24 protein-coding genes are annotated in these 24161 nt (G+C 29.5%); 1 reads left to right on the top strand and 23 read right to left on the bottom strand.

Translation table 4 applies throughout. The features are described 5' to 3' along the window. Positions 1–30: 30 nt before the first annotated feature. From AACL07_RS02025 to udk, 13 genes are all read right to left on the bottom strand, one after another. Entirely contained in the window at positions 31–549 is a 519-nt protein-coding gene (locus tag AACL07_RS02025) for a shikimate kinase (protein WP_338982821.1), read from the bottom strand. A 52-nt stretch (positions 550–601) separates the two neighbouring features. Continuing rightward, positions 602–1342, bottom strand: coding sequence for an HU family DNA-binding protein (locus tag AACL07_RS02020; RefSeq protein WP_338982819.1), 741 nt, complete (start codon positions 1340–1342; stop codon positions 602–604). Positions 1343–1487: 145 nt separating this feature from the next. Further along, positions 1488–1652: a 30S ribosomal protein S21 gene (rpsU, locus tag AACL07_RS02015; protein WP_338982817.1), complete on the bottom strand. Its 165-nt coding sequence runs from the start codon at positions 1650–1652 to the stop codon at positions 1488–1490. 91 nt (positions 1653–1743) lie between these two features. Continuing rightward, positions 1744–2457 carry an HU family DNA-binding protein gene (locus AACL07_RS02010; protein ID WP_338982815.1) on the bottom strand — a complete coding sequence of 238 codons (714 nt, stop codon included), beginning with the start codon at positions 2455–2457 and terminating at the stop codon, positions 1744–1746. A gap of 50 nt (positions 2458–2507) precedes the next feature. Next, a complete protein-coding gene (gene deoC, locus AACL07_RS02005; protein ID WP_338982813.1) occupies positions 2508–3170 on the bottom strand; it encodes a deoxyribose-phosphate aldolase in 663 nt (220 codons plus the stop codon). Between the two features lie 12 nt (positions 3171–3182). Then, positions 3183–4145 (bottom strand): Gfo/Idh/MocA family oxidoreductase, encoded by a 963-nt coding sequence (locus tag AACL07_RS02000; protein WP_338982811.1) that lies wholly within the window; start codon positions 4143–4145, stop codon positions 3183–3185. Then, a complete protein-coding gene (locus AACL07_RS01995; RefSeq protein WP_338982809.1) occupies positions 4138–4740 on the bottom strand; it encodes a hypothetical protein in 603 nt (200 codons plus the stop codon). The genes AACL07_RS02000 and AACL07_RS01995 overlap by 8 nt, the downstream gene beginning before the upstream one ends. Continuing rightward, entirely contained in the window at positions 4715–5866 is a 1152-nt protein-coding gene (gene nagA / locus AACL07_RS01990) for an N-acetylglucosamine-6-phosphate deacetylase (RefSeq protein WP_338982807.1), read from the bottom strand. Before nagA ends, AACL07_RS01995 begins: the two co-directional genes overlap by 26 nt. A 25-nt stretch (positions 5867–5891) precedes the next feature. Then, positions 5892–8054, bottom strand: a complete 2163-nt coding sequence (locus AACL07_RS01985) for an ATP-dependent DNA helicase (RefSeq protein ID WP_338982805.1) — start codon at positions 8052–8054, stop codon at positions 5892–5894. Positions 8055–8104: 50 nt separating this feature from the next. After that, a complete protein-coding gene (gene parC, locus AACL07_RS01980) occupies positions 8105–10699 on the bottom strand; it encodes a DNA topoisomerase IV subunit A (RefSeq protein ID WP_338982804.1) in 2595 nt (864 codons plus the stop codon). Next, a complete protein-coding gene (gene parE, locus AACL07_RS01975; RefSeq protein WP_338982802.1) occupies positions 10683–12656 on the bottom strand; it encodes a DNA topoisomerase IV subunit B in 1974 nt (657 codons plus the stop codon). The genes parC and parE overlap by 17 nt, the downstream gene beginning before the upstream one ends. 165 nt (positions 12657–12821) lie before the next feature. Continuing rightward, a complete protein-coding gene (locus AACL07_RS01970) occupies positions 12822–13853 on the bottom strand; it encodes a hypothetical protein (RefSeq protein WP_338982800.1) in 1032 nt (343 codons plus the stop codon). 34 nt (positions 13854–13887) lie between these two features. Then, positions 13888–14499 carry a uridine kinase gene (gene udk, locus AACL07_RS01965; RefSeq protein WP_338982798.1) on the bottom strand — a complete coding sequence of 204 codons (612 nt, stop codon included), beginning with the start codon at positions 14497–14499 and terminating at the stop codon, positions 13888–13890. 81 nt (positions 14500–14580) lie between these two features. Between udk and AACL07_RS01960 the strand changes: the two genes are divergently transcribed. After that, the gene (locus tag AACL07_RS01960) at positions 14581–15171 is read left to right on the top strand and encodes an FMN-dependent NADH-azoreductase (RefSeq protein WP_338982796.1); all 591 of its coding nucleotides are present in this window, start codon (positions 14581–14583) and stop codon (positions 15169–15171) included. Positions 15172–15213: 42 nt separating this feature from the next. Here the strand turns inward: AACL07_RS01960 and AACL07_RS01955 are convergent, their stop codons facing one another. The 10 genes from AACL07_RS01955 to rdgB form a co-directional block, all read right to left on the bottom strand. Then, positions 15214–15636, bottom strand: a complete 423-nt coding sequence (locus AACL07_RS01955) for a dual specificity protein phosphatase (protein WP_338982795.1) — start codon at positions 15634–15636, stop codon at positions 15214–15216. A gap of 8 nt (positions 15637–15644) precedes the next feature. Next, positions 15645–16388 (bottom strand): hypothetical protein, encoded by a 744-nt coding sequence (locus AACL07_RS01950; protein ID WP_338982793.1) that lies wholly within the window; start codon positions 16386–16388, stop codon positions 15645–15647. Continuing rightward, the gene (gene truB, locus AACL07_RS01945) at positions 16378–17298 is read right to left on the bottom strand and encodes a tRNA pseudouridine(55) synthase TruB (protein WP_338984199.1); all 921 of its coding nucleotides are present in this window, start codon (positions 17296–17298) and stop codon (positions 16378–16380) included. Before truB ends, AACL07_RS01950 begins: the two co-directional genes overlap by 11 nt. Before the next feature lie 82 nt (positions 17299–17380). After that, a complete protein-coding gene (locus AACL07_RS01940) occupies positions 17381–19135 on the bottom strand; it encodes a YitT family ABC transporter (RefSeq protein WP_338984197.1) in 1755 nt (584 codons plus the stop codon). Positions 19136–19143: 8 nt separating this feature from the next. Next, complete coding sequence (locus AACL07_RS01935) at positions 19144–19647, bottom strand: hypothetical protein (protein ID WP_338984195.1); 504 nt, start codon at positions 19645–19647, stop codon at positions 19144–19146. 8 nt (positions 19648–19655) lie between these two features. After that, positions 19656–21176 (bottom strand): cytoskeletal motor fibril protein Fib, encoded by a 1521-nt coding sequence (gene fib, locus AACL07_RS01930; RefSeq protein WP_338984193.1) that lies wholly within the window; start codon positions 21174–21176, stop codon positions 19656–19658. Between the two features lie 95 nt (positions 21177–21271). Continuing rightward, positions 21272–21634: a hypothetical protein gene (locus AACL07_RS01925; RefSeq protein ID WP_338984191.1), complete on the bottom strand. Its 363-nt coding sequence runs from the start codon at positions 21632–21634 to the stop codon at positions 21272–21274. Positions 21635–21642: 8 nt separating this feature from the next. Next, on the bottom strand, positions 21643–23016 hold the full coding sequence (locus tag AACL07_RS01920; protein WP_338984189.1) for a DEAD/DEAH box helicase: 1374 nt from the start codon (positions 23014–23016) through the stop codon (positions 21643–21645). Between the two features lie 8 nt (positions 23017–23024). Beyond that, a complete protein-coding gene (locus tag AACL07_RS01915; RefSeq protein WP_422397423.1) occupies positions 23025–23552 on the bottom strand; it encodes a tRNA (cytidine(34)-2'-O)-methyltransferase in 528 nt (175 codons plus the stop codon). Beyond that, positions 23539–24150 (bottom strand): RdgB/HAM1 family non-canonical purine NTP pyrophosphatase, encoded by a 612-nt coding sequence (rdgB, locus tag AACL07_RS01910; RefSeq protein ID WP_338984186.1) that lies wholly within the window; start codon positions 24148–24150, stop codon positions 23539–23541. The genes AACL07_RS01915 and rdgB overlap by 14 nt, the downstream gene beginning before the upstream one ends. Positions 24151–24161: the final 11 nt, after the last annotated feature.

The following is a 24161-nucleotide window of genomic DNA, read 5'->3' as shown; positions in this document are numbered from 1 at the left end:
ATGTCCTCCATATCTATAACGTCAATAAAATTAAATTTGGTTCATTTTTTTGAAATTTATTTCAACAGTTTCTTCACCACTTAGATAAATTATTTTTGCGTCCGTCTTTTCTTCTATAACTTTAAGTTCAGCCATATGACAAATATAGGTACCACCTTTTTTCACATCTGTTTCACTAAAATAAGTTTTTGCTCATGTTAAAAAGTTTGGATCTAATTCACTTGGATTTTTTGTTTTGTTAGTTCGGGTGATTAATCTTTCAATTCTCATCTCTTCTTCAACCGACAAATAAATAATAATATCTCTATCCATTAAATGAACTTTGTTTCATGAAAAAATACTACCTGATACTACTCAGTTGTTAGTATCTTTGTTCAAGTCTTCTAAAAAAATAGCTTCACGATCTGAGATACTGTTTGGGACTTTGTTTTTCACATCTTTTCAAAAGTATGTATCAGTATCAATAAAGTTAACATTTAATTGACTTGAAATATATTTACCTAATGTAGTTTTTCCAGATCCTGACGGACCAATAATTTGAATTTTCATAATAATATAATAACAAATAAAAAAAATACCTGATTTAGGTATTTTTAAAATATTATTTCTTTAATTTCTTTTTTTCGATTGCTTCTTGTTTTTCGATAGCATCTTTTAAAGCTTTTGCTGCTTTAAATTTAACAAGTGTAATGTTTGGTATTTCAATTGATTCACCAGTTTTTGGATTAATTCCTTTGTGGGCTTTGATTCTATTTAATGTAAAGTTACCAAATCCTGATAATTGAACTTCAGTACCTGAAATTAAAGTTAATTTAATTTCAGCAAAGATTAAGTTCAACACTTTGTTTACAACTTTAACATCAACGTCTGTTACCTTATCCATAACTCTATCAACTATCTCTTTTTTATCAACAACTATACCTAATGTACTATCTTCAATTCTTGAAAGTCTTACATCTGATTCAATTCCAAATTTTCTTAGTCTGATTGTTTTTAATTTTGCAGCATCTTGTCTAGTTACTGGTTTTGTATCAATTGAATATCTGTCACGTAATGAGTTTGGATCATTTTTTTCCCCACGGTTTACTTCTAACATAATTCTTTCTTTATTTTCTACAGATTGTTTAACACCATCTGGTAATGCATCTTTTGAACCGTCCCCTCTTTTAACTGCACCCATTTGTCTTGATTGCATAATTAAATCTTGCTTTCTTGCTCCACCTTCTAATACTTTTGGTCTATCAGGCATTTTACCAACATGGGCCATTGGCGCAGTTCCGTCACTCACCAATCCTTCCATAGGTTTCTTGTTGTTTGTTTTCTTTTCTTTTCTATTAAACATAATTGCTCCTAATGTATACATTAATTATATCAATAATTAAATATAAATATTAAATAAAAAAGTGTTTTTTTCATTTAAACCCCATTATAACTACCCATTTATACAATTAAGACACAAAAAAAACAACTAATAAGTTGTTTTTTAATTATTTGAATTTTCTATTTAACTTTTGTTCGTAAATTCTTTTTTCTTTCTTGTTTAAAAAGTATTCTCTTTTTCTTGCTTCTGCCTTGTTACCGGCTGCTGCTTTTTGGAAACGTTTTAAAGCTCTTTCAATAGTTTCGCCTTCACGTATTACTATTCCTGCCATTTAAAATCACCCACCCTTTTTACTTTTCGTTAAATATATAATACCATAAAATATTTATTGAATAAAAAAACAACCAATGGTTGTTTAGATATTATTTTTGATTTAATACTGATTTTAAATGTGCAGTTGATTTTAATTTAACAACTGTCGCTTCTGGAATTTGAATTGATTCACCAGTCAGTGGGTTAATACCCATTTTTGCAGCACGTCTTTCTAGTACTCAGTTACCAAAATGTTCAATTCAAACACCTTCACCTTGAATTAATGAAAGTCTAATTTCATCAAACATGTATGTAACAAAAGTTTTTGATCTTGTTTTTGGTAATTTAAAAGCTGCCGCAATTCTTTCAGTTAATTCGATCTTTCCAATTCTTGGACGACCTTCTTTTGTAACTTTTTTTTGTTTTAAATCTCATTGGACGTTATTTCCATCAACAACATTTTCAATCGGTTCTTGTTCAACATGCGCAGTTTGAGCTTTTGTTGCAATTGGTTCATTATTTGCAAGCGCAAGTACAGTTGAATAGATTTTCATAAAGTTATTTCTTCTTCTTTGAATAACTTTTTCTTGTTCTGTTATTTCGTAAATTCTTGATCCAATAAAGTTTTGTTCAACGATACATTGTTCTAAACTTATATTTTCTTTCTTAATGTTAATTTCTAGAATTCTTAGAACATTACTTGGGTTTGTAAGAACTTCGTCTAATAAAACACTAGTAAACACGTTTGAATCTATCGGTTCATCAATATTGAAGTTATCAACAATAACATCAAATTCAATAACTATTTTTTCATTATTTGTCATATTATGTATTTCTCTCTTTTATTTATTAATTATATATTTATTTTAAATAATTAATATCCTGAATTAGAACTTTTACCTTCCATGATCATAACACCACGGCTTGTTCCGATTCTATTTGCGCCTAACTCAATCATTTTAATTGCATCATCAACGTTCGCAACCCCGCCAGCAGCTTTAATCAATGCACGATCACCTACAGTATCTTTCATTAGTTTAACCACTTCAAATGTTGCTCCACCAGTTGAAAAACCAGTTGAAGTTTTTACAAACTCAGCTTTAGCGTCAATACAAATTTCACATGCTTTAACTATTTCTTCGTTTGTTAATAAAACAGTTTCTAAAATAACTTTTAAAACTGTTTTTCCGATTGCTGTTTTTACGGTCTTTATATCTTTTAAAACAACATCTCAGTTACCTGATTTTATCTCACCAATATTTGCAACCATATCAATTTCAGTTGCGCCTTTTGAAATAGAATCTTTAGCTTCAAATGCTTTAGACTCACTAGTTGTGGCTCCTAACGGGAAACCCACAACAGTTGTAATACCAACGTCTGATCCTTTTAATGTTTCTTTTGCTAGTCCAATTCTTCCTGGATTAACGCAAACAGTTGCAAAATCATATTTTTTTGCTTCTTCACAAATTGCCACAATTTCTTTATCAGTTGCTTTTGCAGCCAACAAAGTATGGTCTATATACTTATTTAATTTCATACTATTCCCCTTTTATTGGTTGTTTTCAACCAGATTTAACACTCTAATTGTCTCACAAGTAAGCGATAAAAAATTGTCTCTTAATGTAAAGTCATTGTTTAAAATCATCATTATAAATAAATCTAAAATGTATTTAAAACCACTTTCTTTATTTAGTTTGAACACTTGTTCTGTTTTTCCTGTTTGTCTATCAAATAATTTAATGTCTTCTAACATTGTTAATCTACCAAAAGTCATTGTAGCGTTTTCTGACAGCAACTCAGAACCAATGACACCGGTCGCCGACTTAGAACACATAATGTTTGTTAACGTCCCGTCTTCGTGTTTAATGATCACAGAGTCATTAACGTTGACGTTATTTAAAAGTTTTTGACCAAATGATTTAACATCGTCAACTTTACCAAACAATGCAACTGCTAAAGCCACAGGATAAACTAACATATCATAAGTTGAACCTTTTCCTAACTTATCATCAAATGGTCCTGTATAGACCCCATTTTTGACCTCGGTCATCTTGCTTGAGTATTGATTCATTGATAGTGTTGCACAAAATGCATTATTTTTTTTATTGAACTCAATCAACTCACCAAATTGCGGTAAGTGAATTGTTTTCATTGCTTCCATTAAAATGACATTATTTAATTTTGCAATTTTAGTCAACTCTAATGCTTGTTCATATGTGAACGTAATTGGTTTTTCAACTAGTACATGTTTTTGTTGTGTTAAAAAATATTTAGCTTGTTCATAATGCAAACCATTTGGTGACGCAATATATACAGCATCAATTATTTCCACCATATCTTGAAAACTTGTAACTGCAATTGTTTTACTCATTTTATTTTTTTCAATAAAGGCTTTACCTTTGTTTTTATCTCGTGAATAACAACATGTAAATTTTACAATTTTTGATTTAATACCTTCTTGTACAAAATCTTCAGTAATTCAACTTGTTCCAATTGTTCCGATTCTAATCATTTTCTTCTTCCTCTTTTTCTTCTGTTTCTTTAATATTCTCATTAAAAATGTTTTCAGCTGTTTGATTTTTTGCTAAATACTGTTGCGTGATGATTGCATCATTTTCTTGAGCTTTGATTTCAAATGCCGAAGCAATTTTAGAGAACTCATTAAATCTAGCCAAGTACTCAATAACACTTGCTGAAAATGACAGCACAACAACAAGCACTAGACTAATAATCCATCAAACCAAGAAGCTTGTTTGATCTATATTTTTGATGATAGCAATTCAAACAATCACAATTGCTATCGTGATAATTACCAATAAGATAACTACTACATACCACTTTTTGTCTTTGTTGTTTAGTTTGTATTCTGATTTTTTGTGTAGGTTTATTCTAAATATTGTAAAAAACGCAAATAGTGATAGCGACAATACCAATATAACTACATCAGTAATTATCAAGTTGTTTACAGGGATTAAGTCCTTGTAACTACTTAAATACACTAAGAACAATGCTAACATTAGCAAAAAATATCCCGCTGAAAAGGCATATTTTGAGTAGATATATAATCTAGGATTTAAATTATTATTTTGTAAATTCAATTCGTCCATTTGCAATAGTTTTTAAAACTTCGATTTTGTCATTAACAAAAACCAAGTCTGCCTTTTTCCCAATTGTTATGCTTCCAGTAACATCATAAATACCTAAGTGTTTAGCTGAGTTAATTGAAGTCATCTTTATTAATGTTGATAAATCATTTGTAATTCCGGCAGCTGCAGCCATTGTTCTAACATTGTTATCATATGTTGAACCTGCGGCTGCAAGTGTGTTACCTTCAGCTAATGTAATTTTCATTCCCTTTTTAACTACAGCAAGAGGTCCTAAAAAGTAATTTCCATCAGGTAATCCTTTTGCGTTCATCGAATCAGTTATGATGATAATTCTATCTGGTCCAATTGCTTTGTAAGCCATTTTTAAAGTTTTAGGGTGAACGTGAATACCGTCAGTTATAAGTTCGCACATAACTCTATTATCGTTGATTGCACCAACAACTAAACCTGGATTATAGTGATCAACTCCAGACATTGCATTAAATAAGTGAGTTATATTGTTTGAACCCTTATCTGCAAATTCTTGAAATTGTTCCGCATTAACTGTCGTATGTCCAACTGAAGGTATCACGCCTTGTTTGACCAAATGTTCAGTAAAGTTTCCTACTGAATTTTCAGGAGCATAGACAACAATTTTTACGTTATTTCCAGATAATTTATTGTATTTATCAAATACTTTTGGATCTGGTTTTTGAAGCATTGCCTCTTCATGTGCCCCTTTTCTTTCTTTTGAAATAAAAGGACCTTCCATGTACATTCCATAACAAGTTGCTCCGTCTTGTTTCTGGCTTTTCATAAATTCAGCAAACACTGGGAATGATTTTGTAATTTGTTCATCAGACATTGTCACTGTTGAATGAAGGTATGAGGTAACGCCCTCTCTTCCAACTTTTTTTCTATACTCATTGAATTTTTCAATTTCAAACGTGTTGTGATCAATACCATAACCACCATGACCATGTATATCGATAAAACCAGGTAGTACAAATTGACCCTTAGCATCAATCACCTCATCACCACCAATTGTAGTTTCTGAAATGTTTTTTATCAATCCATTTTCTATTTCTATTGAACCATTTTTTATAATCTTGTCTTCCAAGACGATATTTGCATTTTTTATAATCATAAGTAAATCTCCTATTGTAATTATACTATTTTATTAATTTAGAAAGTGTTGTATTGCGTTTCTCAGTCTCATTTGAACAAGCCTTCAAAAAATCATCTTTGTTTGCAAAAATAATTAATTCATTTTTTGCGCGTGTTAAAGCTGTATAAATAGTTTGTTTTGTTACTCGGTTTCTAGTGTTTCAATTACTTGGGTCAAGCACGAAAATAACTTTCTCATATTCTCCGCCTTGAACTTTGTGAACACTAGTTGCGTAAGCTAGCGTAAGCTCTTGAAGTGAGTCACCTTTTATTTCAATTTCTCTTTCTTTTGAATTGATTGTTACAATTTGCCTTGTTGTGTTGTTAATAGTTTCAATGTTTGTCACATATGAAATGTCACCATTATAAAGATCTAAATCATAATCATTTTTTGTGAACATGGTTTTGTCATTTACTTTAAATCTTGATTTCGGTTGTAACTTCTCTGGATTTGTTGATTGAATATGTTTATTAATTGAATTAATTCCACGATCATTTTCTTTACCATAAAATGGAGAGATGATTTGAATGTACTCAATTTGACTTTGTAAATCCGATGGCAAACCATTTCTATATTCTTGAGTTATCATTTTATAAAATGCATCGTTATTTAAATCTTCAATAAATTTAAAGTCACTTGTGTTCTTCAGGTCTATGTCAGATACTTTTGAATTAGATATCTTGTTTGCTAAGTTAATAATTGATGTACCCTTTGATCTGTTATTTTGTTTTAATGTTGTTGTTACTATTTTTTTTGACTCTATTAAATCTTCAAATACATTTCCAACACCAATTGAAGGTAATTGATTGATATCACCAATTATAATAACTCGTTTAACATTTCTAGCTTTATTCAATAAGAAAGAAAATAATGCAGCATATGCCATAACAGCTTCATCTATTATTAATATTTCCGCATCAATTGAAGCATCTGAAGTTTTATATTCAGCTTCCTCATTATCAAGCCCCAAGTAACTATGAAATGTTTTAGAATTTAAACCAAACATGTCACGTATTCTTGAAGCTGCTCTACCTGTTGGACATAAGATTGCATATTCTTTAACATTGAGCAATTCGATACTTGATTTAACAATTGCATCAATTAATGTAGATTTACCCGTACCTGGACCACCATTTATTATTGTTACAGGATTATTCAGACAATTAAAAACAGCTGTTCTTTGTTCTTCATTTAAATCAAATTTATTTAAACTATTATAATTTGTTAAAAAAACGTCTATCTCTTTATCTGATGGTTTTTTTATTTTTGATCCATTAATATAGTTAATGCTTTCAGCAATTGTTTGTTCATGTCTGAAACTCTCGGGCGTATAGATTTTCTTGTCATTAAAAATTAATACCTTATTTTTTTTGGCGTATTCAGCAAAAGCATCAAATACTTCTTGTTCACTTTTTCTTGTCATTTTTTTAGTAAGCTCTAATGCTTTGTTTAAATCGACATAACTATGACCTGAATCTTCAAGATATTTTTTTATGGCAAATCACCCATATCAACTAAGAGCTACTTTATCTATTTTATTTTCATTAAATGCTAAATATAAATTCATTGCGTCATCAAACTTAAAGTAATTATTCTTTATTAGATTTTCAAATATATCACCTTTTAATGCTTCGGTTATTTTTAACTCGTCATTAAAAAACCTTTCACTATACAGTGCTAAAATATTTTGGTTAAGTTTATTAATTGAAAAAAACTCCATAATTTCTTTAAGTTTAAAATGTTCTTTTACTTTATCAATTACTATTTGAGTCTTATCCCCAAATAGTTTTACGTTTGCTTTAAAGTTAACCTCGTCATCCATAATAGTTTGAATTGGGTTGCTAAACACTTTAAGAATTTTCTCAGCGTCTTTCTTAGTAATTGAAGGGAATAATTTTGAATTAAATAATTCTATATAGTCTTCTGCGTCCAAATTATTTTCAATATATACTTCACTCACTTTAAATAGTTTTGAGGAATTTTTTGTGGATGTTTCAAAAACACCTTTCCACTTGTAAATTAAACCGTCTTTGAACTCAAAAGGAAAAAGAACAAGACATGTAGCTAACTTGGCTTGATCACCTGATGTTTGCACAGTTAACATTGTTCATTTTTCTTCTTTTCTAAGTATTGTTTTTATACGTGCTTTAAATTCAGTCTGTTCCATAGTTTAATTCTATATTGTTAAACAAAAAAAACACCATTGGTGTTTTTTAATTAATCTAAGATATCATCTAAATCTAACATTAAGTCAGAAGTTTTAATATCATCAATATTTTTTTCTTCCATTTGAGTTAAGCTTGTAAAATTAGCAGTTAGCATAACTGAATTTTCATCTTTACCTTCTGGTGACGGAGGAATATCTCCGTTATCAATAACATATGTGTGTTTTAACGATGCAAATTGAACCCCTGATTCATCAATATTAATGATTTTTGAATCAATTGATTGTGATTTAAATTTCTTTAAATCTAACGTAATGATTGAATCTTCTTCATCAAGAATATCTAAGATATCACCTGGTTTAACATTGAATGCATATCTAGCAAACTCTGGTTTAGTTGTTGGGTATGGGAATGCCCTAACACCACGTTTTGGTCTAGACATAACTGGGATAAGGTTTTGTTTAAGGCGCTTTATTCCACCTTTTTCTGTCAGAATGAATAACTCATCATCTTTGTCAAATACTCTACCAGCAATAACATCTTCATTTTTAGAAGCTGTTGATTTAACACCTTTTGATCCTGGTGATGAAGATGGTATTTCGTTGATATCATATCTAACTGCAAACCCAGTTTTTGTTAGCATTAATACATATTTAGTTTTTGAAGTAACTAATGATGCTGATGCGACTTCATCATCATCTGATAAGTTAATAATTTTAAATGCTCTGTTGAATGTTTTTGTTTCAAGTTGTTCAACAGGAACACGTTTGATCATCCCCTTTTTAGAAGCGATCAATATTTCTTGTTTTGCATTGTCAAAATATTTCACAACGAATGCAGACAAGATATGGTTGTCTCCAGAGAATGGAGCAACTTTATTAATATGCATACCAATATCTTTTCATTTTGACTCAGTAATTTTGTATGCAGGTAATAAATAGTATGTACCATCAGAACACACAAGAATTAGATGATCTAACGAAGATACTTTTGCTGTAGAAATTCACATATCATGTGGTTTTCTAGCGAAAGCTTCTGGTTCAAGTTTGTTTTGAGCAATGTACTTTTCATCAAGTGATTTGATGTATCCATCTTTTGAAATTCAAATTCTGTAATCTTTTTTAACAATTGTTTCTTTGAAATCAATTTCAATGTTCTCAATTTCATCAACAACTTCTGTTCTTCTTTTTACACCATATTCATCTCTAACTTTAGTTAATAAATCAATTAGTTCTTGATCAAGAACTAATTTATCATTTAGTATTTTTTTGTAATGATCGATTGTTGTTTCTAACTCTTTCATTTCTAAATTCAATTTATTAACATCAGTTGAAGACAATCTGTATAAACGTAAGTCTACAATGGCAGTTGCTTGAACTTCTGAAAAGTCTAGTTTAGAGATTAATTTTTCAATTGCATCACCTCTATTTACTGATTTTCTAATAAGTTCAATTACTTTATCTAAAACTGAAACAGCTTTAATTAAACCTTTGACAATCTCTAATCTTTTTTCAGCTTTAACTAAATCAAATTTTGTTTTTCTTAGGAATACTTCAGATAAATGGTTTATATATGCTTTTAAAATTTCAACCATACCTAAAAGTTGTGGTCTTTTATCAACTATAACAACATTGTTATAGTTGTAAGCAACTTGTAATGGCGTGTTTTTTAAAAGTCATTTTCTAGCAATTTCAATGTTTGCATTTTTAGTTAATTCAATAACGATTCTTAACCCATTACGGTCAGTTTCGTCACGAATGTCTTTGATTTCCATTTGAGGGTTTTCTTCTATTGCTTCACCAATTTTTTTAACAAGATCCTGTTTTACAATTTCATATGGAATTTCATCAATTATAATGTTTCCATCTTCCAGGTGTGTTTTTGATTGAATAACAACTTTACCACGTCCAGTACCTATTGCTTCAATAATACCTTCTTTACCCATAACGATTCCACCAGTTGGGAAATCTGGACCTTTAATTATTTTAGAAATTTTATCAACTGAAGAATGTGGTCTTTCGATCAATCTTATAGTTGCTTCTAATATTTCATTAAAGTTATGTGGAGGTATGTTTGTAGCGTAACCCGCAGCAATCCCTGTTGATCCATTTACTAGTATATTTGGAAAATAAGCAGGTAAAACTGTTGGTTCAGTTTCTGAATCATCGAAGTTAGGCGCTCATTTAACTGAGTCTTTTTTCAAGTCTTTTAATAAAAGTTCTGAAGTTCTTGTTAAACGAACCTCTGTATAACGCATGGCAGCTGCACTATCTCCATCAATCGAACCATTGTTACCATGCATGTCAGAAAGCGGTACATTTAGTTTTCATCATTGACTCATACGAACAAGAGCTTCATAAATTGAACTATCACCATGTGGGTGATATTTACCAATTACTTCTCCAACTACTCTGGCAGACTTCTTGTAAGCTTTATCGTGGAATAGTTGAATCTCATTCATTGTGTACAAAATACGTCTCTGTACAGGCTTCAAACCGTCTCTTACGTCAGGTAATGCACGTTCTTGAATGATATATTTAGCATAACGACCAAAACGATCACCCATCAACTCATCTAAAGCAAAATCAATAATGTTTTCTTTTGGAGTTTCTATAGGTGCAATTGCTTTTTTACTCTTTGTCGCCATCTTCAAGTTCTCCTTCTTCACTTTCTACAAAGTCTACATTATCTTCTAAAGTAAACTTAACATTTTCTTCAATTCATTCTTTTCTTTTATCTGCTTTATCACCCATTAAAGTTCTAAAAGAGTTTTCAGCCATTAAAGCATCAACAATAGTTACTCTAATTAGTTTTCTTTGAACTGGGTCCATTGTTGTTTCTCAAAGTTGATCAGCGTTCATTTCCCCCAACCCTTTGTAACGTTGCAATTCAACTTTACCTTTGTGTTCTCTAACATATTGCGCCAACTCATCTTCTGTTCATAAGTAGAAGAATTTTTTTGAACCTGCAGGTGTAACTTTGAATAACGGAGGTAAAGCAATATATATTTTCTTTTCAGCTATTAATTCCTTCATATATCTAAAGAAGAATGTTAACAACAGCGTTTGAATATGAGCACCATCGGTGTCAGCGTCCGTCATAATAATAATTTTTCCATAGTTTGAATCTGAAATATCAAAGTCTTGACCAATTCCAGCTCCAATTGAGTTAATTATTGCTGTAATTTCTTCATTCTTTAAAAGATCTGCAATTTTAGTTTTCTCAGCATTAATCACCTTACCACGTAGTGGTAATATTGCTTGGAATTTTCTATCACGACCTGATTTAGCTGAACCACCAGCTGAGTCACCCTCAACCAAGAAAAGTTCATTCAATGTTTTGTCTCTTCCTTGAGCAGGAGTTAACTTACCTAACATTGATTTTGATTTACCTTTTACTTTTTGATCACGAATTGCTTGTCTCGCTTTTCTAGCTTCTTCTTTGGCTCTACGCGCAAGAACTGCTTTCTCAACAATTTTCTTACCAGCTGGTCTATTTTCGGTTAATCATCATTCTAATCTATCTGAAACAACCTTCTCAACAACGTATCTTGCCTCAGAAGTACCAAGTTTACCTTTTGTTTGACCTTCATATTGAATTAATTTTTCAGGAACTTTAACAGTAACAACTGCAATCATCCCTTCTTTAAGGTCGTTCGAATCAAATCTTTTGTCTTTTTCTTTTAAGATTCCTTCTTTTTTAGCGAACTCATTTAATGATTTTACAAGACCGGTTTTAAATCCAGTAACGTGTGAACCACCATCTCCGGTTTTAACGTTATTTGCAAATGACAATAAAGTTTCAGAATACTCTTCAGTATAAGCTAAAACAATTTCAACTTCAATTTCTTGTTCTACACCTTTAATTATTATTGGAGAAGTAACCTCTTTTGCGTCTCCTCGTAATTCTTTAATAAACTCAACTAGTCCATCGTCAAATACGTATTCGATAGATTTATCTTTTCTTTTATCTTCAATTGTAATTTTTAATCCTGAGTTTAAAAGAGCTGACTCTTTTAATCTTTCAGAAATTGCGTGAAATGAAAATACAGTTTCACTGAACATTTTTTTGTCAGGTAAAAAATTAATTGTTGTTCCAGTTTTTAAACTTTTACCTACAACTTTAAGATCACTTGCTAGTTTTCCACCATCTTTAAATGAAATCTCGTGTTTTTTACCTTCACGATATACTGTTACTTCAAAAGATTTTGATAGTGCATTTACAACTGAAGAACCAACACCATGTAGTCCCCCTGCAGTTTTATAACCGTCTCCACCAAATTTACCACCTGCGTGTAAAATTGAAAAAATAACTTCTGGAGTTGATTTTTGCATTTGTTTATTAAATCCTACCGGAACACCACGACCATTATCTTTAACCGTGATTGAATTATTTTTTTCAATAATTACATCAATTTCTGTACAATATCCAGCTAACGCCTCGTCTATTGCATTATCAACAATCTCTCAAACTAAGTGGTGTAATCCACGAGAGTCTGTTGAACCGATATACATCCCAGGACGTTTTCTAACGGCATCTAACCCTTCTAATACCTGAATTGAATCATCAGAGTATGTAGATTTCTTTTTTGCTACTTCAGCCATTGTTGTTCTCCTAATCTACAAATATATATAACATAAAAAAATAGACATTTTTGTTTTTTAATCAAATGTCTATTTTTTTTGAGTTTTTTGTTTATTTGTTATTGATAATAATGATAAATTAAATTTCTATTATTAAATATATTATATATACGCAATAATATATGACTATTCTAGGCCAACAAGATATCTAACTGATCTTGTGAAGTTTAAAATATCTGTATTAATGTTTTTAGCAACAAAATCAATTATTCTTTCATCAGATGTTGCAAAAGCATTTCTAACTATTGAAAGTTCACCTTGATAATTTGAAGTTTCTGCTGTTCTACAAACAACAATACCCTCATCTTTGATTGCAAGACCATGGAAAGTAATGTGATTTCTTTTACGTGTAGTTTCTAAAAGACTATCTACAAACCCTTCACTAAACATTTTTTCTGCTTGACCATCTTGGCATTCGTCGTCAACAAAGAATTTTGTGTTGAATTCTTCATTGTCAGTTTGAAATATTTCTTCACGAGCTGTTCCCGTAATTAAACTAACACCTTTATATTTTTTTACAATTTCATCATTCTTTCACAATAGACTGTATGTGTTAATAACTTTTTTAGATTTAGTTTCTAAACCTTTCTTTCTATTCTCTGAAAGTATTTTTCATGATACACGTTTTAATATTACTGATTGAGATTGGAAAACCAATTCCTTACCTTTGTAATCAAAAGTTGCTGTATTTTTATTAAATGGCAGAGAAAATAAATCTACGTCTTCATAAAAACTAAATGCATCTCATTTTTTAGAATTTTCAAAAATTAATTTCGGATGAATAATGTTTAATTCTTTAAATTTTAATCCTTCAATATTTAATATTTTGTCAAATGATTTTTTATATATATTTGCTAAATCAAGTGAATTGATATATTTTCTAATTTTTGTAGTTGTTTTTGCCAATGTAATAAACGACAGAATTAACAACGCTCCTACAACAACTGTAGATATTCCTAAGATTGGAAGAATAATGTGTAAATTATCTTTCATTTCTTGGACAATGGCTACAAATGGAAGTGTTGAAACTAGTACTGAAAATAAAATGCACAATATAATTATTAATGCGATCATAACTCTTGACCCTTTTACTAGTTTTCTTAATTCAGTAAAATCTACTGATTGTTCTAATTGTTTTTTAATATACTCTAAACTCATAAATTCCTTTTTTTGTATTGTAAATATTCTACAACTATTTCTTAATAATTTGTTTTATTTTAGAAGCAATTAAATCTGCCCCTGTTGCATTGAATTCATAATATGGAATTATTATGTCCGCATGTTGTATTGAAGGTTTGACAAATGCTTGGTGCATTGGTTTAACTGTTAATAGGTATTGTGTGATAACGTCTTCCATCGTTCTTCCACGTTCTTTAATATCTCGCGACAAACGTCTTATAAATCTAATATCACCTTCTGTTTGGATATATAACTTTATATCTGCCAACTCTCGGAGCTCTTTAAAATGCAACGCTAGAATACCATCTACAATTAATACTTTTCCCGGTTTGATTGTTGATGATTCTTTCTTTCTATCATTTTTTTCAAAGTCATAAATTGGAACTTGAATCGGTTTCCCTTCTTTAAGTGTTTTGATATCTTTTATTAATTTCTTTATATCAATCGCATTAGGGTGGTCGAAGTTAACAATTTTTCTTTCTTCTAACGGCAAGTGTGTTAGTGTTGCATAATATGAGTCCATTGATATAAAGGCTGCATTTTCCGAGGCGATTGAGTTTGCTAGAGAATTCGATATGGTACTCTTACCCGAACCAGATCCTCCTGCAATTAATATTACATTCATGTTTACCTCAATATATTTCACTTTAATTATATTACAAGCGCAATATAAATTATAATATATTAAGAATAAGGAGCAAAAAAAATGGCTAAAATATTATATTTAAATGGTAGTCCCATTCCAAAAAACAATTCAAAATCTCATGCGATTGCAACAAAATTTATTGATGAGTACCAATTATTAAATCCAAAAGATGAAATAATTGTTAGAGATTTGAATGAACTAAACGTACCAATCCTAACTTCTAAAAATATGTCAACATTCTGAGAAACATCAGATACATATATAAATGAATTACTTTCAGTTGATAAATTAATTATTAACGTACCAATGATTAACTTTAGTATACCTACTATAGTTAAAAATTGACTTGACCTAGTTTGTCTTGCGAATAAAACTTTCACATACAAATATGTGAAAGAAACAAACGAAACTGGTTTAGTTAAAAACATTAAAAGCGCATTAATTATCAATACAACAGGTGGGACAATTGAAAAATACCCATTTGCTAATATTGATGGTCAACTAAAAAGCATATTTAACTTTCTAGGTATTAAAAACATTGATTCAATCAACGTTCAAGGTTTAAAAATGACGCCTAAATCTGAGTGACAAATTGCTGATTTGTTAAAAGATCTTGATTCTGAAATAAAGAAAAAAGTAACTAAGTTTTAAAACAAAAAATAGAATTTGAAATTCTATTTTTTTATTATTTAATTAGAAGTTATATGGGTAGTTAGTTTTCAAAAAACTCTTTCAACCTGGATTTGGTGAATGATTTGGATAGATTTTTCAAAATTGTTTTTGCGCTTCTTCATAACTATCAGCTATTATATTTTTGCTTCTAACCATGTACATAAACACCAATGAAGCACTTCTATTTATCCCTCATAAGCAATGTACATAAACTTTCTTGGTGTCTACATTATTTTCAATTTCATTAACAGCTTTTCTAACAAGATTTATATCCAAATTATATGGATAATCTTCAAAACTAACATAGGTTACCTTGCCTGTTTGATTAAATTTTACTTCATTATCTCCAATGTACATTTCTTCTGCACATGAAATTATTAATTCACTATCTCTTGGCGCGGATTTTCTGTCACCTAAATATAGGTTATTAATTATCATTTTCATCCCCATTATTAAATCTCCTTGATTAATTTTATAATTTCTAAAAATTGTATTTCTTTATCTAGTTGAATATTAACCACATAATTTATTATTTCAACATCATATTCAACATTATTTATAGCAACTTTATAAAGTCCGTTTTTAACCTTAAAACCGCTGCTAATTAGTTTATATTTTTTGTTTTCATTTAATACCTCAACTCTAAAGTTGTAACCCATTACACTTTTGAATTTTTCAAATTTAGATGAAATTAAATATTCTTTAGCTTTAGTTGTAGAAATTTTAGCTTCTCTTTCAAAAATTATTACATTTTCTTTTCCAAATATTTCAACTAATAAACCAGAGTTACCTTGTGCTTTGTGTCCAAACTTAATATCAGATCCAACCACAATTTTTTTAACACATAGATTATTTTTTAAATAATCTAAGAAATCATTTGCTGTTGTAGCAATGGTTGCATCATTTATTTTCAACTCGAATATGTAATCTGGATTAAATTGGGCACATATTTTTTCATTTTTCAATTCATTTGAAAAAATGTTAAATGTATCTTTCAATGGGTTTATTTTCTTTTCAAAAGTAAAAATTGAAAAAGAATAACCTAAATCAGCAGCTATTTCTTTTGTTTTATAAATAACTTTTTGATGTATTGGGTGTAGCCCATCAAAGTTACCAATACAAATTACATTTGAATTATTTTTAAATTTAAATTCATCATTTTTTTGAAGAATTGTTTTGATTATATTATTCGCCATACAGTTCCGCTTTTTGTGCAATTGTCATATTGGTATCATTTTGTTCTCAAAGGCCTCGTTTGCATTTGTAAATACCCTTTGCAACCCTTGTGTATATAGCAAGCACTTCATTATTTGAGTTACTTAAAAAGATTGTTTCTTCTTTTGCATTAATTTTTATAGACTTTCCATGGTAAATGTCTTTTGTATTTTTATATTCATAGATTGGATATTCATTTAATATTAGGCCTTGATATGTTGTGAAAATGTTTTCTAACCTAACGTCATTTAAGTTTGTTGAGTTTTTGATTTCAAATTTACCTGATTTAGTCCTGTGAAGACGCGCAACATATCCAATTGTGTTTAGCTCTTTTGCAATATCTAATGCAAGTGATCTAATATACGTTCCTTTAGAACAATTGGCAGTAAGTGAAATTTGATTTGTTTCAGTATTATAATTGTCCAATTTTAGACTAAAAATTGAAACTTCTCTTGGTTTAACTTCGGGTGCTTCTTTGTTTTGTCTTGCGTATTCGTATAATTTTTTTCCATCAATTTTAATTGCACTATAAAGTGGTGGAATTTGTTGATACATATAACCATTATATTTTTTAACCACTTTTTCAATTGTACTTTTTGTAATTTTGAACGGTTTTTGAGATTCAATTATTTCACCCTCCGAATCTAATGTAGCAGTTGTTTCAAATAAATTAATAGTAAACTCATACTCTTTGTTCGAAGACAAGAAAAAATCAGATGCTTTCGTAGCTTGGTTAATCAACACAACCATTAGCCCACTCGCAAGTGGATCTAACGTTCCAGAATGCCCAACCTTATCAAAGTTGAACCTTTTCTTTATTGTTTGGACCAAATCATTTGAAGTCATTCCTTTAGGTTTATTTATTAAAAAATATCCTGAATTCGTTTTCATATGTTTATTATCTTACAATTAAAAGAAAAAAGATATACGAATATATCTCTATTATTTAAGTCAACAAGTTTTAATGTTTGTTCTATTTTCTTTTACTTTTTAATTTGGCTCTCTGCATTTTTTTGTATCTTACAGTCGCAATTTGTTTGATTTTTTCAACCTCAGTTGAATTGTCGTGTAGGTTTTTAATGATGACATCTCTGTCTTCGTTTTTGTGAACTTCATAATTAAACATACCTTTTACGGCCGTAGTTGAAATTATATTAATTCTCATTTCAGGATCAATTAAGAATAATTCTCGTTCAATTGGTGTTCACTCCATTACTGGCATCGTTATCATCAGCATATCTGTGTGTATGTAATTACCATTAATATGGTTAATTCCATTTCAGTGTAAAACATCATTTTGATAACCTAATTTAAATAATTTAGTATTGATTTCTTTTGATTGTGTTGTATTGATAACATATGTTGAAATTTTGAATTTAGGGTATGACATGTTTGTTGCAAACCCTGAAGATAAAATTAACACTAAAGATGCAAACAATGATGGTCCTACTATGAATCTAGCTTTGATTCCGACCATTGCACCAGTTGATAGTCCAGTTCCGTCATATCCATTTAAACAAGCACCAATTACCATTTCTTTAAAGACATTATCTTTAATATCTATCCCTAATGAATAATTACTTGTTTTAAAAGATTCAAGCACCGCAAATACAACTTGATCAACATTTTTATATAGCTCTTCCCCAGTTGGGATAAATGAAGAAAGTAAATCATTTAACATGACACCGTTTTCAGTTACAAGTATATTTGGATCTGTTGTTACATACGTTCTAACAATGTTTTCTAATAGTTTAGGACTATTACTTCAATCTTGTGAACCATTTAAAATAATATCAATCTTTATATCACCATTTATTGCAGCAATTGGCATAACAGAAGTGTTTAACAATATAACAACAAATAATATACACAAGTTAATATTTTTGTTCAGACCACCTACTGGCTTTTTGAATTTTCTGCTTAAATATACTGATACAAAATCTAACCCACCAGTTGATGATCCAAGTCTATAAACAATTGAATAAGAAAATCCCAACATCAATCCTGCAATTAAGGCAAAGATAAATAATCAGTGGGCATTGTTTCAAGAAACTCCATTACCATTTAACAACTGATAGTTAACAATGAAGTTGAAGTCAGTTGGGTTTATATATGGTATATTTTGAATAATCTGGTCAAACGCAATTTGAAGACCAATGTACAAGACGGTTAGCAATGTAAATTTTTTACCAAGCTTCATAAACCCAAATACAATTAATGGAATATTTATTGCAAAGTAGTATACAAAGTAAAATGATGATTGCATCTTAATACTATCAGATGTAAGTATTGAAAAGAACCTAGCAAAAGCCCCCACTCCAGCAGGATACAACCCTGTTTTACCAGTTATGGAGATGAAGTAGTCAAATGTAATTGTTACAAGCAATGCACACAATGCTACTTTCATTAAATCAAAAACAAATTTATTTCTCATGTAATGTTTCATCAAAAGTGTTTTTTCACGTCTTGATAACATTTGTGATTGAAAAACTTCTAAGTCTTCACTATTGATTACAAGTGATTCGTCATCCAGTGTACTAGTATCTTTATTTATTTTAGATTGTTTTAGGCGTTTACTTAATTGTTTGATTTCGTCTTTATCAATTACTTCATCAGCAGAAACAATACTATTTGTTTCTTCTAACATAACTAAAATTTCTTCAGTAACTGCTCCGTCGGCTGAATCTTTCTCATCTGAAATTTTGATTATGTCTTTTTCTGTTTTCATAAAAATGTCTATTTCATTTCCTTCATTTTTTCTTTTGCAGCTTCAGCAATACCTACGCCAATATTAGAATCTCTATTTTTATTTTTTTGTCTATGCAATATTAATTCTCTTAATACGTCAGAATCAAATTCGTTCTTACCCGATTGTTTAGCTTTTTCAATTATCTCAGCTTCCAACTTATCTTGTGGGTCAGTTCAAGAATTATTTTTCATATTGTTATTTTGTACACGAGCATTTTTAAGGATACTGTTTATATCATTTTTATTAACTGATCTAGCTGTATAGACATTATCTGATAAATTAATTTTTGGAATACTTGCTGGATTTTTTTTCTTCGCAATTTCTACTTCAAATGATTTTTTCAATTTCAAATACCTATCTAGAAAGTATCTATCCTTTAAAAAGTTATCAATGGTTTGTTCACTTACTTCTGGTTCACCAACCAACATTAAATCGACGAAAGCGTCAATTACTAATGTTTTCATTAATTCATCTTTTTCGTCTTGTCTCATGATGTTCCTTATTTATTTATATCTATATTTATTTTTATTGATCCAACCAATTGTTGATCGTAGTCATCTCTTTCGATATCAACAATTACATACGAATTGTTTATTCTATCTGGACTACCAATTTTTATTTCTTGGTTTACCTTGTTTTGGGTTTCGATATTAATATCTAAAGTTAGTCCGTTATCTAACACAACTTTTACAAAGGCAATTATTGTTTTAAATGGTGACTTAATCTTCTCTAAGTAAAAAGTTAAATATTTAATAAACTCATTTTTTAATAACGTTCTAGCTATTTTGGCATCTTGAATTATTTCATGAGTTTTAGTGTTTGTTATATAGAAGTTAGGATGTGTAAGCAATGATACAACTAAGCTCTTATCTGAAATAACCACACCATTAAAAGAATAATAATCTTTGTTTTCACATTTCAGCGCGATTTGTTTTGCAATAAACTTAGAATAATTTTCAATTGTTAATTTTTTTGACTTAGGATTTGAACGAGTTGATTTGTTCAACAAGATATTTGATGGAGATATTTGTATTGAATCTAAATACCTTTTCTTATTTGCTCAAAATTTAGATGTCGACGACATTTCAGACTTTGATTCAGATAGGACATCATTTGATCTCGATCAATCCATTAATACAAATTCAACTGCAACAGGATTTAGTCTTTTGCTATCTGTGATAAACAGTGATGGACCCATTCCTGAAATTAAGTAACTTGCATTACTGTGGAATTTTTTAATTCATTCAGTGTCATAAAAGTAAAATAAGTCATTCACCACTTCTACTTCCATATCGTTTAAATCATTGAAATCAATGTTGATATCAAGTGCTAATAAGTTCATCAATTTAATGATTACATACTTCATTTTGTTTGTTGCTTCAAGAATTCTAATGTGATGTAGCGGGTCATTTTCTCATGATAACATTGCATTAGAATAGACAATCTTAAGGGCCATAAAGTCAATTGAAGATTTTCTTGCAATTTGAGCTAACACCCCAGCTTCATTATCGATGATATCGATACTGTAACCAAATTTTGAAATCATTTCTTTGAATTGGTCTGAATTATAAATTAGAGTATCTGCAGTTCCTACAACCCCTTCATTCATTCCAATTTTGAAATTTTTTATTTTAGATATGTAGTCGTTTGTAAATGAATAGTTTTCTGGTTCATTTAACATTTGTCCGTATTTAACATCTTCAAAAACCGTTAAGTCTGAATCACGATATATAAAGTTAGAACCAAAAACAACATCACCTGTTTTAAAATTTTCATTTGTTGAAAGTGCAATATCAATATTTAATATCAATTCAAGTTTTGGAAATTTCTCAGTTACATATGTTAAAGCCATTGCGGCATTAGCTTTACCAATTCCAGTTGTGATTAAAATGTATTTGATACCTTTATATGAAACTTGTTGAATAGCAACATTTTTTCATCAGTATTTTTTTTCTAATTTAAAACCTTCAAGAATTCTTTCATTCAATTCGAAGTATGTTGTTGAGATTATCCCGATCATGTTTACCTACAATTAATTACATTAATTATACTTAATAAATAATGTAATTAATTGTAATTAAAGGAATAAAAAGAAAAAATGAATATAATTCATTTTTAAATATCATTTTTGATGATTGAAATTATGATTGAAAAATTATTTTCAACAGTACCATTAATAAACTCACCGATGTGTTGTTTGCTTTTTGTTGAAGCAATTACCATTAACTCCATCTCACGTTCAGCAATTAGACCAATTAAAGACCCCACAGTCACAAGTTCAATTAAGTGATTTTTTTCTGAAAAGATTGGATCGCTTTTAACAAGTACGCCATATTCTAAGAAATGTAATCAACCATATCCTGTAATCTTTGCATCTATTATTTTGTATTCTCTTACAACTTTTTTGATAATATCTGAAATTTTATCTCCAGTTTTTAAATAAACAATAAGGTCTAAACCCTTTTCTCTTAGTTCCATGCTTGTACCTACCCTTCTGAATCAAATAAATCTTTTCTACGTTTTGTATATCTTTCTTTCTTAATCTTAGCAATACTTTCTTTAATATGTTTTCTTCTAACATCTTTTTTAAGTTTTTCTATTTCAGCTTTTCTTTTTGATTTGTAACCAGGTTTAATTTTTCCACCCTTAAACTTATTAATTATTTTTGCTTGTTCAATATCAAATTTTGTATTGGTAGGTTTTGTATGTTGTTTTTTTTGTCTAACCTTAATGTCAACAATTTGGCCTTCAGATACTTTCATATTACTAAATTCAATATTCATTTCTTTTAGTTTGTCTACTAAGTTTTGGTTTTGTGAATTAAATAAAACATAACTTTCACCCAAGTATTTATTTCTACCTGTTCTACCACTTCGGTGAATGTAGTATTCAAGTTCGTTTGGTAGATCGACAGAAATTACGTGACTTACCCCATCAATATCAATACCACGAGCAGCAATATCAGTTGCCACAATTCATTTGAATTCCATGTTTTGGATTCTTTTTTGCATATTGGTACGCTGTCTTGGATCTAATCCAGCATGGAGTTCACCAATATTTGTAATTCCAAATTCTTTTAATCAACCAATCACTATTGGAACTTGTTGCTTTGTGTTAACAAAAACAAGACAAACATACGGGTTTATTTGATTCATAAGTATTTTAAATATTAGCTTATTTTCTTTATTTCGAGTTCAAATTAATATATTTTTGATGTTGACGTTCATTGGGTTTTCTTTAACAACATTAATGAACGTTGCTTCAGTAAAGTACTTCTTCAAAAATGGCTTCAACTCTTCTTTCATTGTTGCTGAGAACAACGAAACTTTTGCATTATTGTTTATTTTTGAAATTAGGAAATCCACGTCTTCGATGAAACCTAGATCAAAAATCATATCGCACTCATCAATCACAACACTTGTAGCTGTTGTGATTTTTAAATGTCTATCTTCATATAGTCTTTTAAGTCTTGTTGGAGTACCCACAACAATTGTTGGTTGTACTTTTAAATTATTAATTTGTGAATTTAACTCTTCTCCACCAATTAATAATTGAGCTTTAATTTCTGGATTAAATTTAATGATTTGTTTTACGTTCGCAAATATTTGTCTAGCCAATTCACGAGTTGGGGTAATAATTACACATTGTATTTTTGCAAGATTTTCAAAATCAAAATTATTCATTATTGGTAAAAGAAAAGAATGGGTTTTCCCTGTACCAGTTTGAGATTGCGCAATTACAGATTCTTTTTTGTTTAATAACGGAATTACTTTTTGTTGAATTAATGTCGGGCTCTCAAATTTTAATTCATCTAGTGAATCATTAATAAATTGTTTAAACTCGTAATCTGTAAATTTCATTTGGCCTCCTATAGTTTATCTAGATAATCTTCACCCTTTTCAACTTCTACTTTTGAAAGGTTTAAATAATCTCATTGTCTTAATACTTCATATACAGCAACAGTTACTGTGTTTGATATGTTTAGACTTCTACCAATATCAACCATCGGTAATCTAAAACAATTTTCTTTGTTTTGTTTCAAAATATTTTTATCAATTCCTGTTGATTCTTTTCCAAACATCAAGAAAATTTCATCGTTTGTTTGTTTAAAGTCAAAATCAGATATTGGTTTTTTACCATATCTTGTTAAGCAAAATATTTTAGGGTTTTTATTTTTTTCTTGAAAATCAGTTCAGTCATCATATCTAACATATTCGCAACCTTCAAAGTTGTTAGCTGAACTTCTTGCAAAATTTCTTTTATCAAATACAAAACCGAATGGCTCTATTAAATGAAGTTTGACATCAGTTAATGCACATGTTCTCATAATTGAACCGACATTGCTGTGAATTTCTGGTTCAAATAAAATAACATTTATTTTTCTACTCATTTCCATTTTCCTCTAAAAAATTTATAAGTTCATTAACAGCCAGTTTTCTGTGACTATGTTCAACTTTAAAATCATATCCAAGTTCTGCAAATGTTTTCCCTTCTCCACCGTTTGGTGCAAAGATAAAATCATATCCAAAACCCGTTTCACCTTTAATTGTTTTTGTAATCACACCATCAATTCTCCCGTTAAATATTTTTTCAATATTTTTTTCAGGATCATAGTATGCAACCACTGTTCTCATTGAAGCTTTATTTATTTTAGCTTCAAGATTATTTTCTTTTAGTTTATCTATAATCTTTTCACATAATTCTAAATCTGAAAAACCCTCACCAGCTCACCTAGCAGAATAAACACCAGGGAAATTACCTAATGCTTCAATAAAAAGCCCAGAATCGTCTGAAATCACAGTTTGGTTGATTAAATTAGCAAATGTCTTTGCCTTAATCATCGCATTCTCTTCTAATGTAATTCCAGTCTCTAAAATATCAAGACTATCATCGTGGTCTTTAATAGATTTAATATTGTAGCTAGACATTATACCTTTGAAGTTATTTATCTTACCTTCATTAGTTGTAGCTATTCAAATTGTTTTTGATTTCATGGAATGATTAT

It is taken from the genome of Spiroplasma endosymbiont of Othius punctulatus, from assembly GCF_964019505.1.
GTDB lineage: Bacteria > Bacillota_I > Bacilli_A > Mycoplasmatales > Mycoplasmataceae > TIUS-1.
The sequence above is the reverse complement of the archived record's forward strand: the minus strand, read 5'-3'. Positions and strand labels throughout refer to the sequence as shown.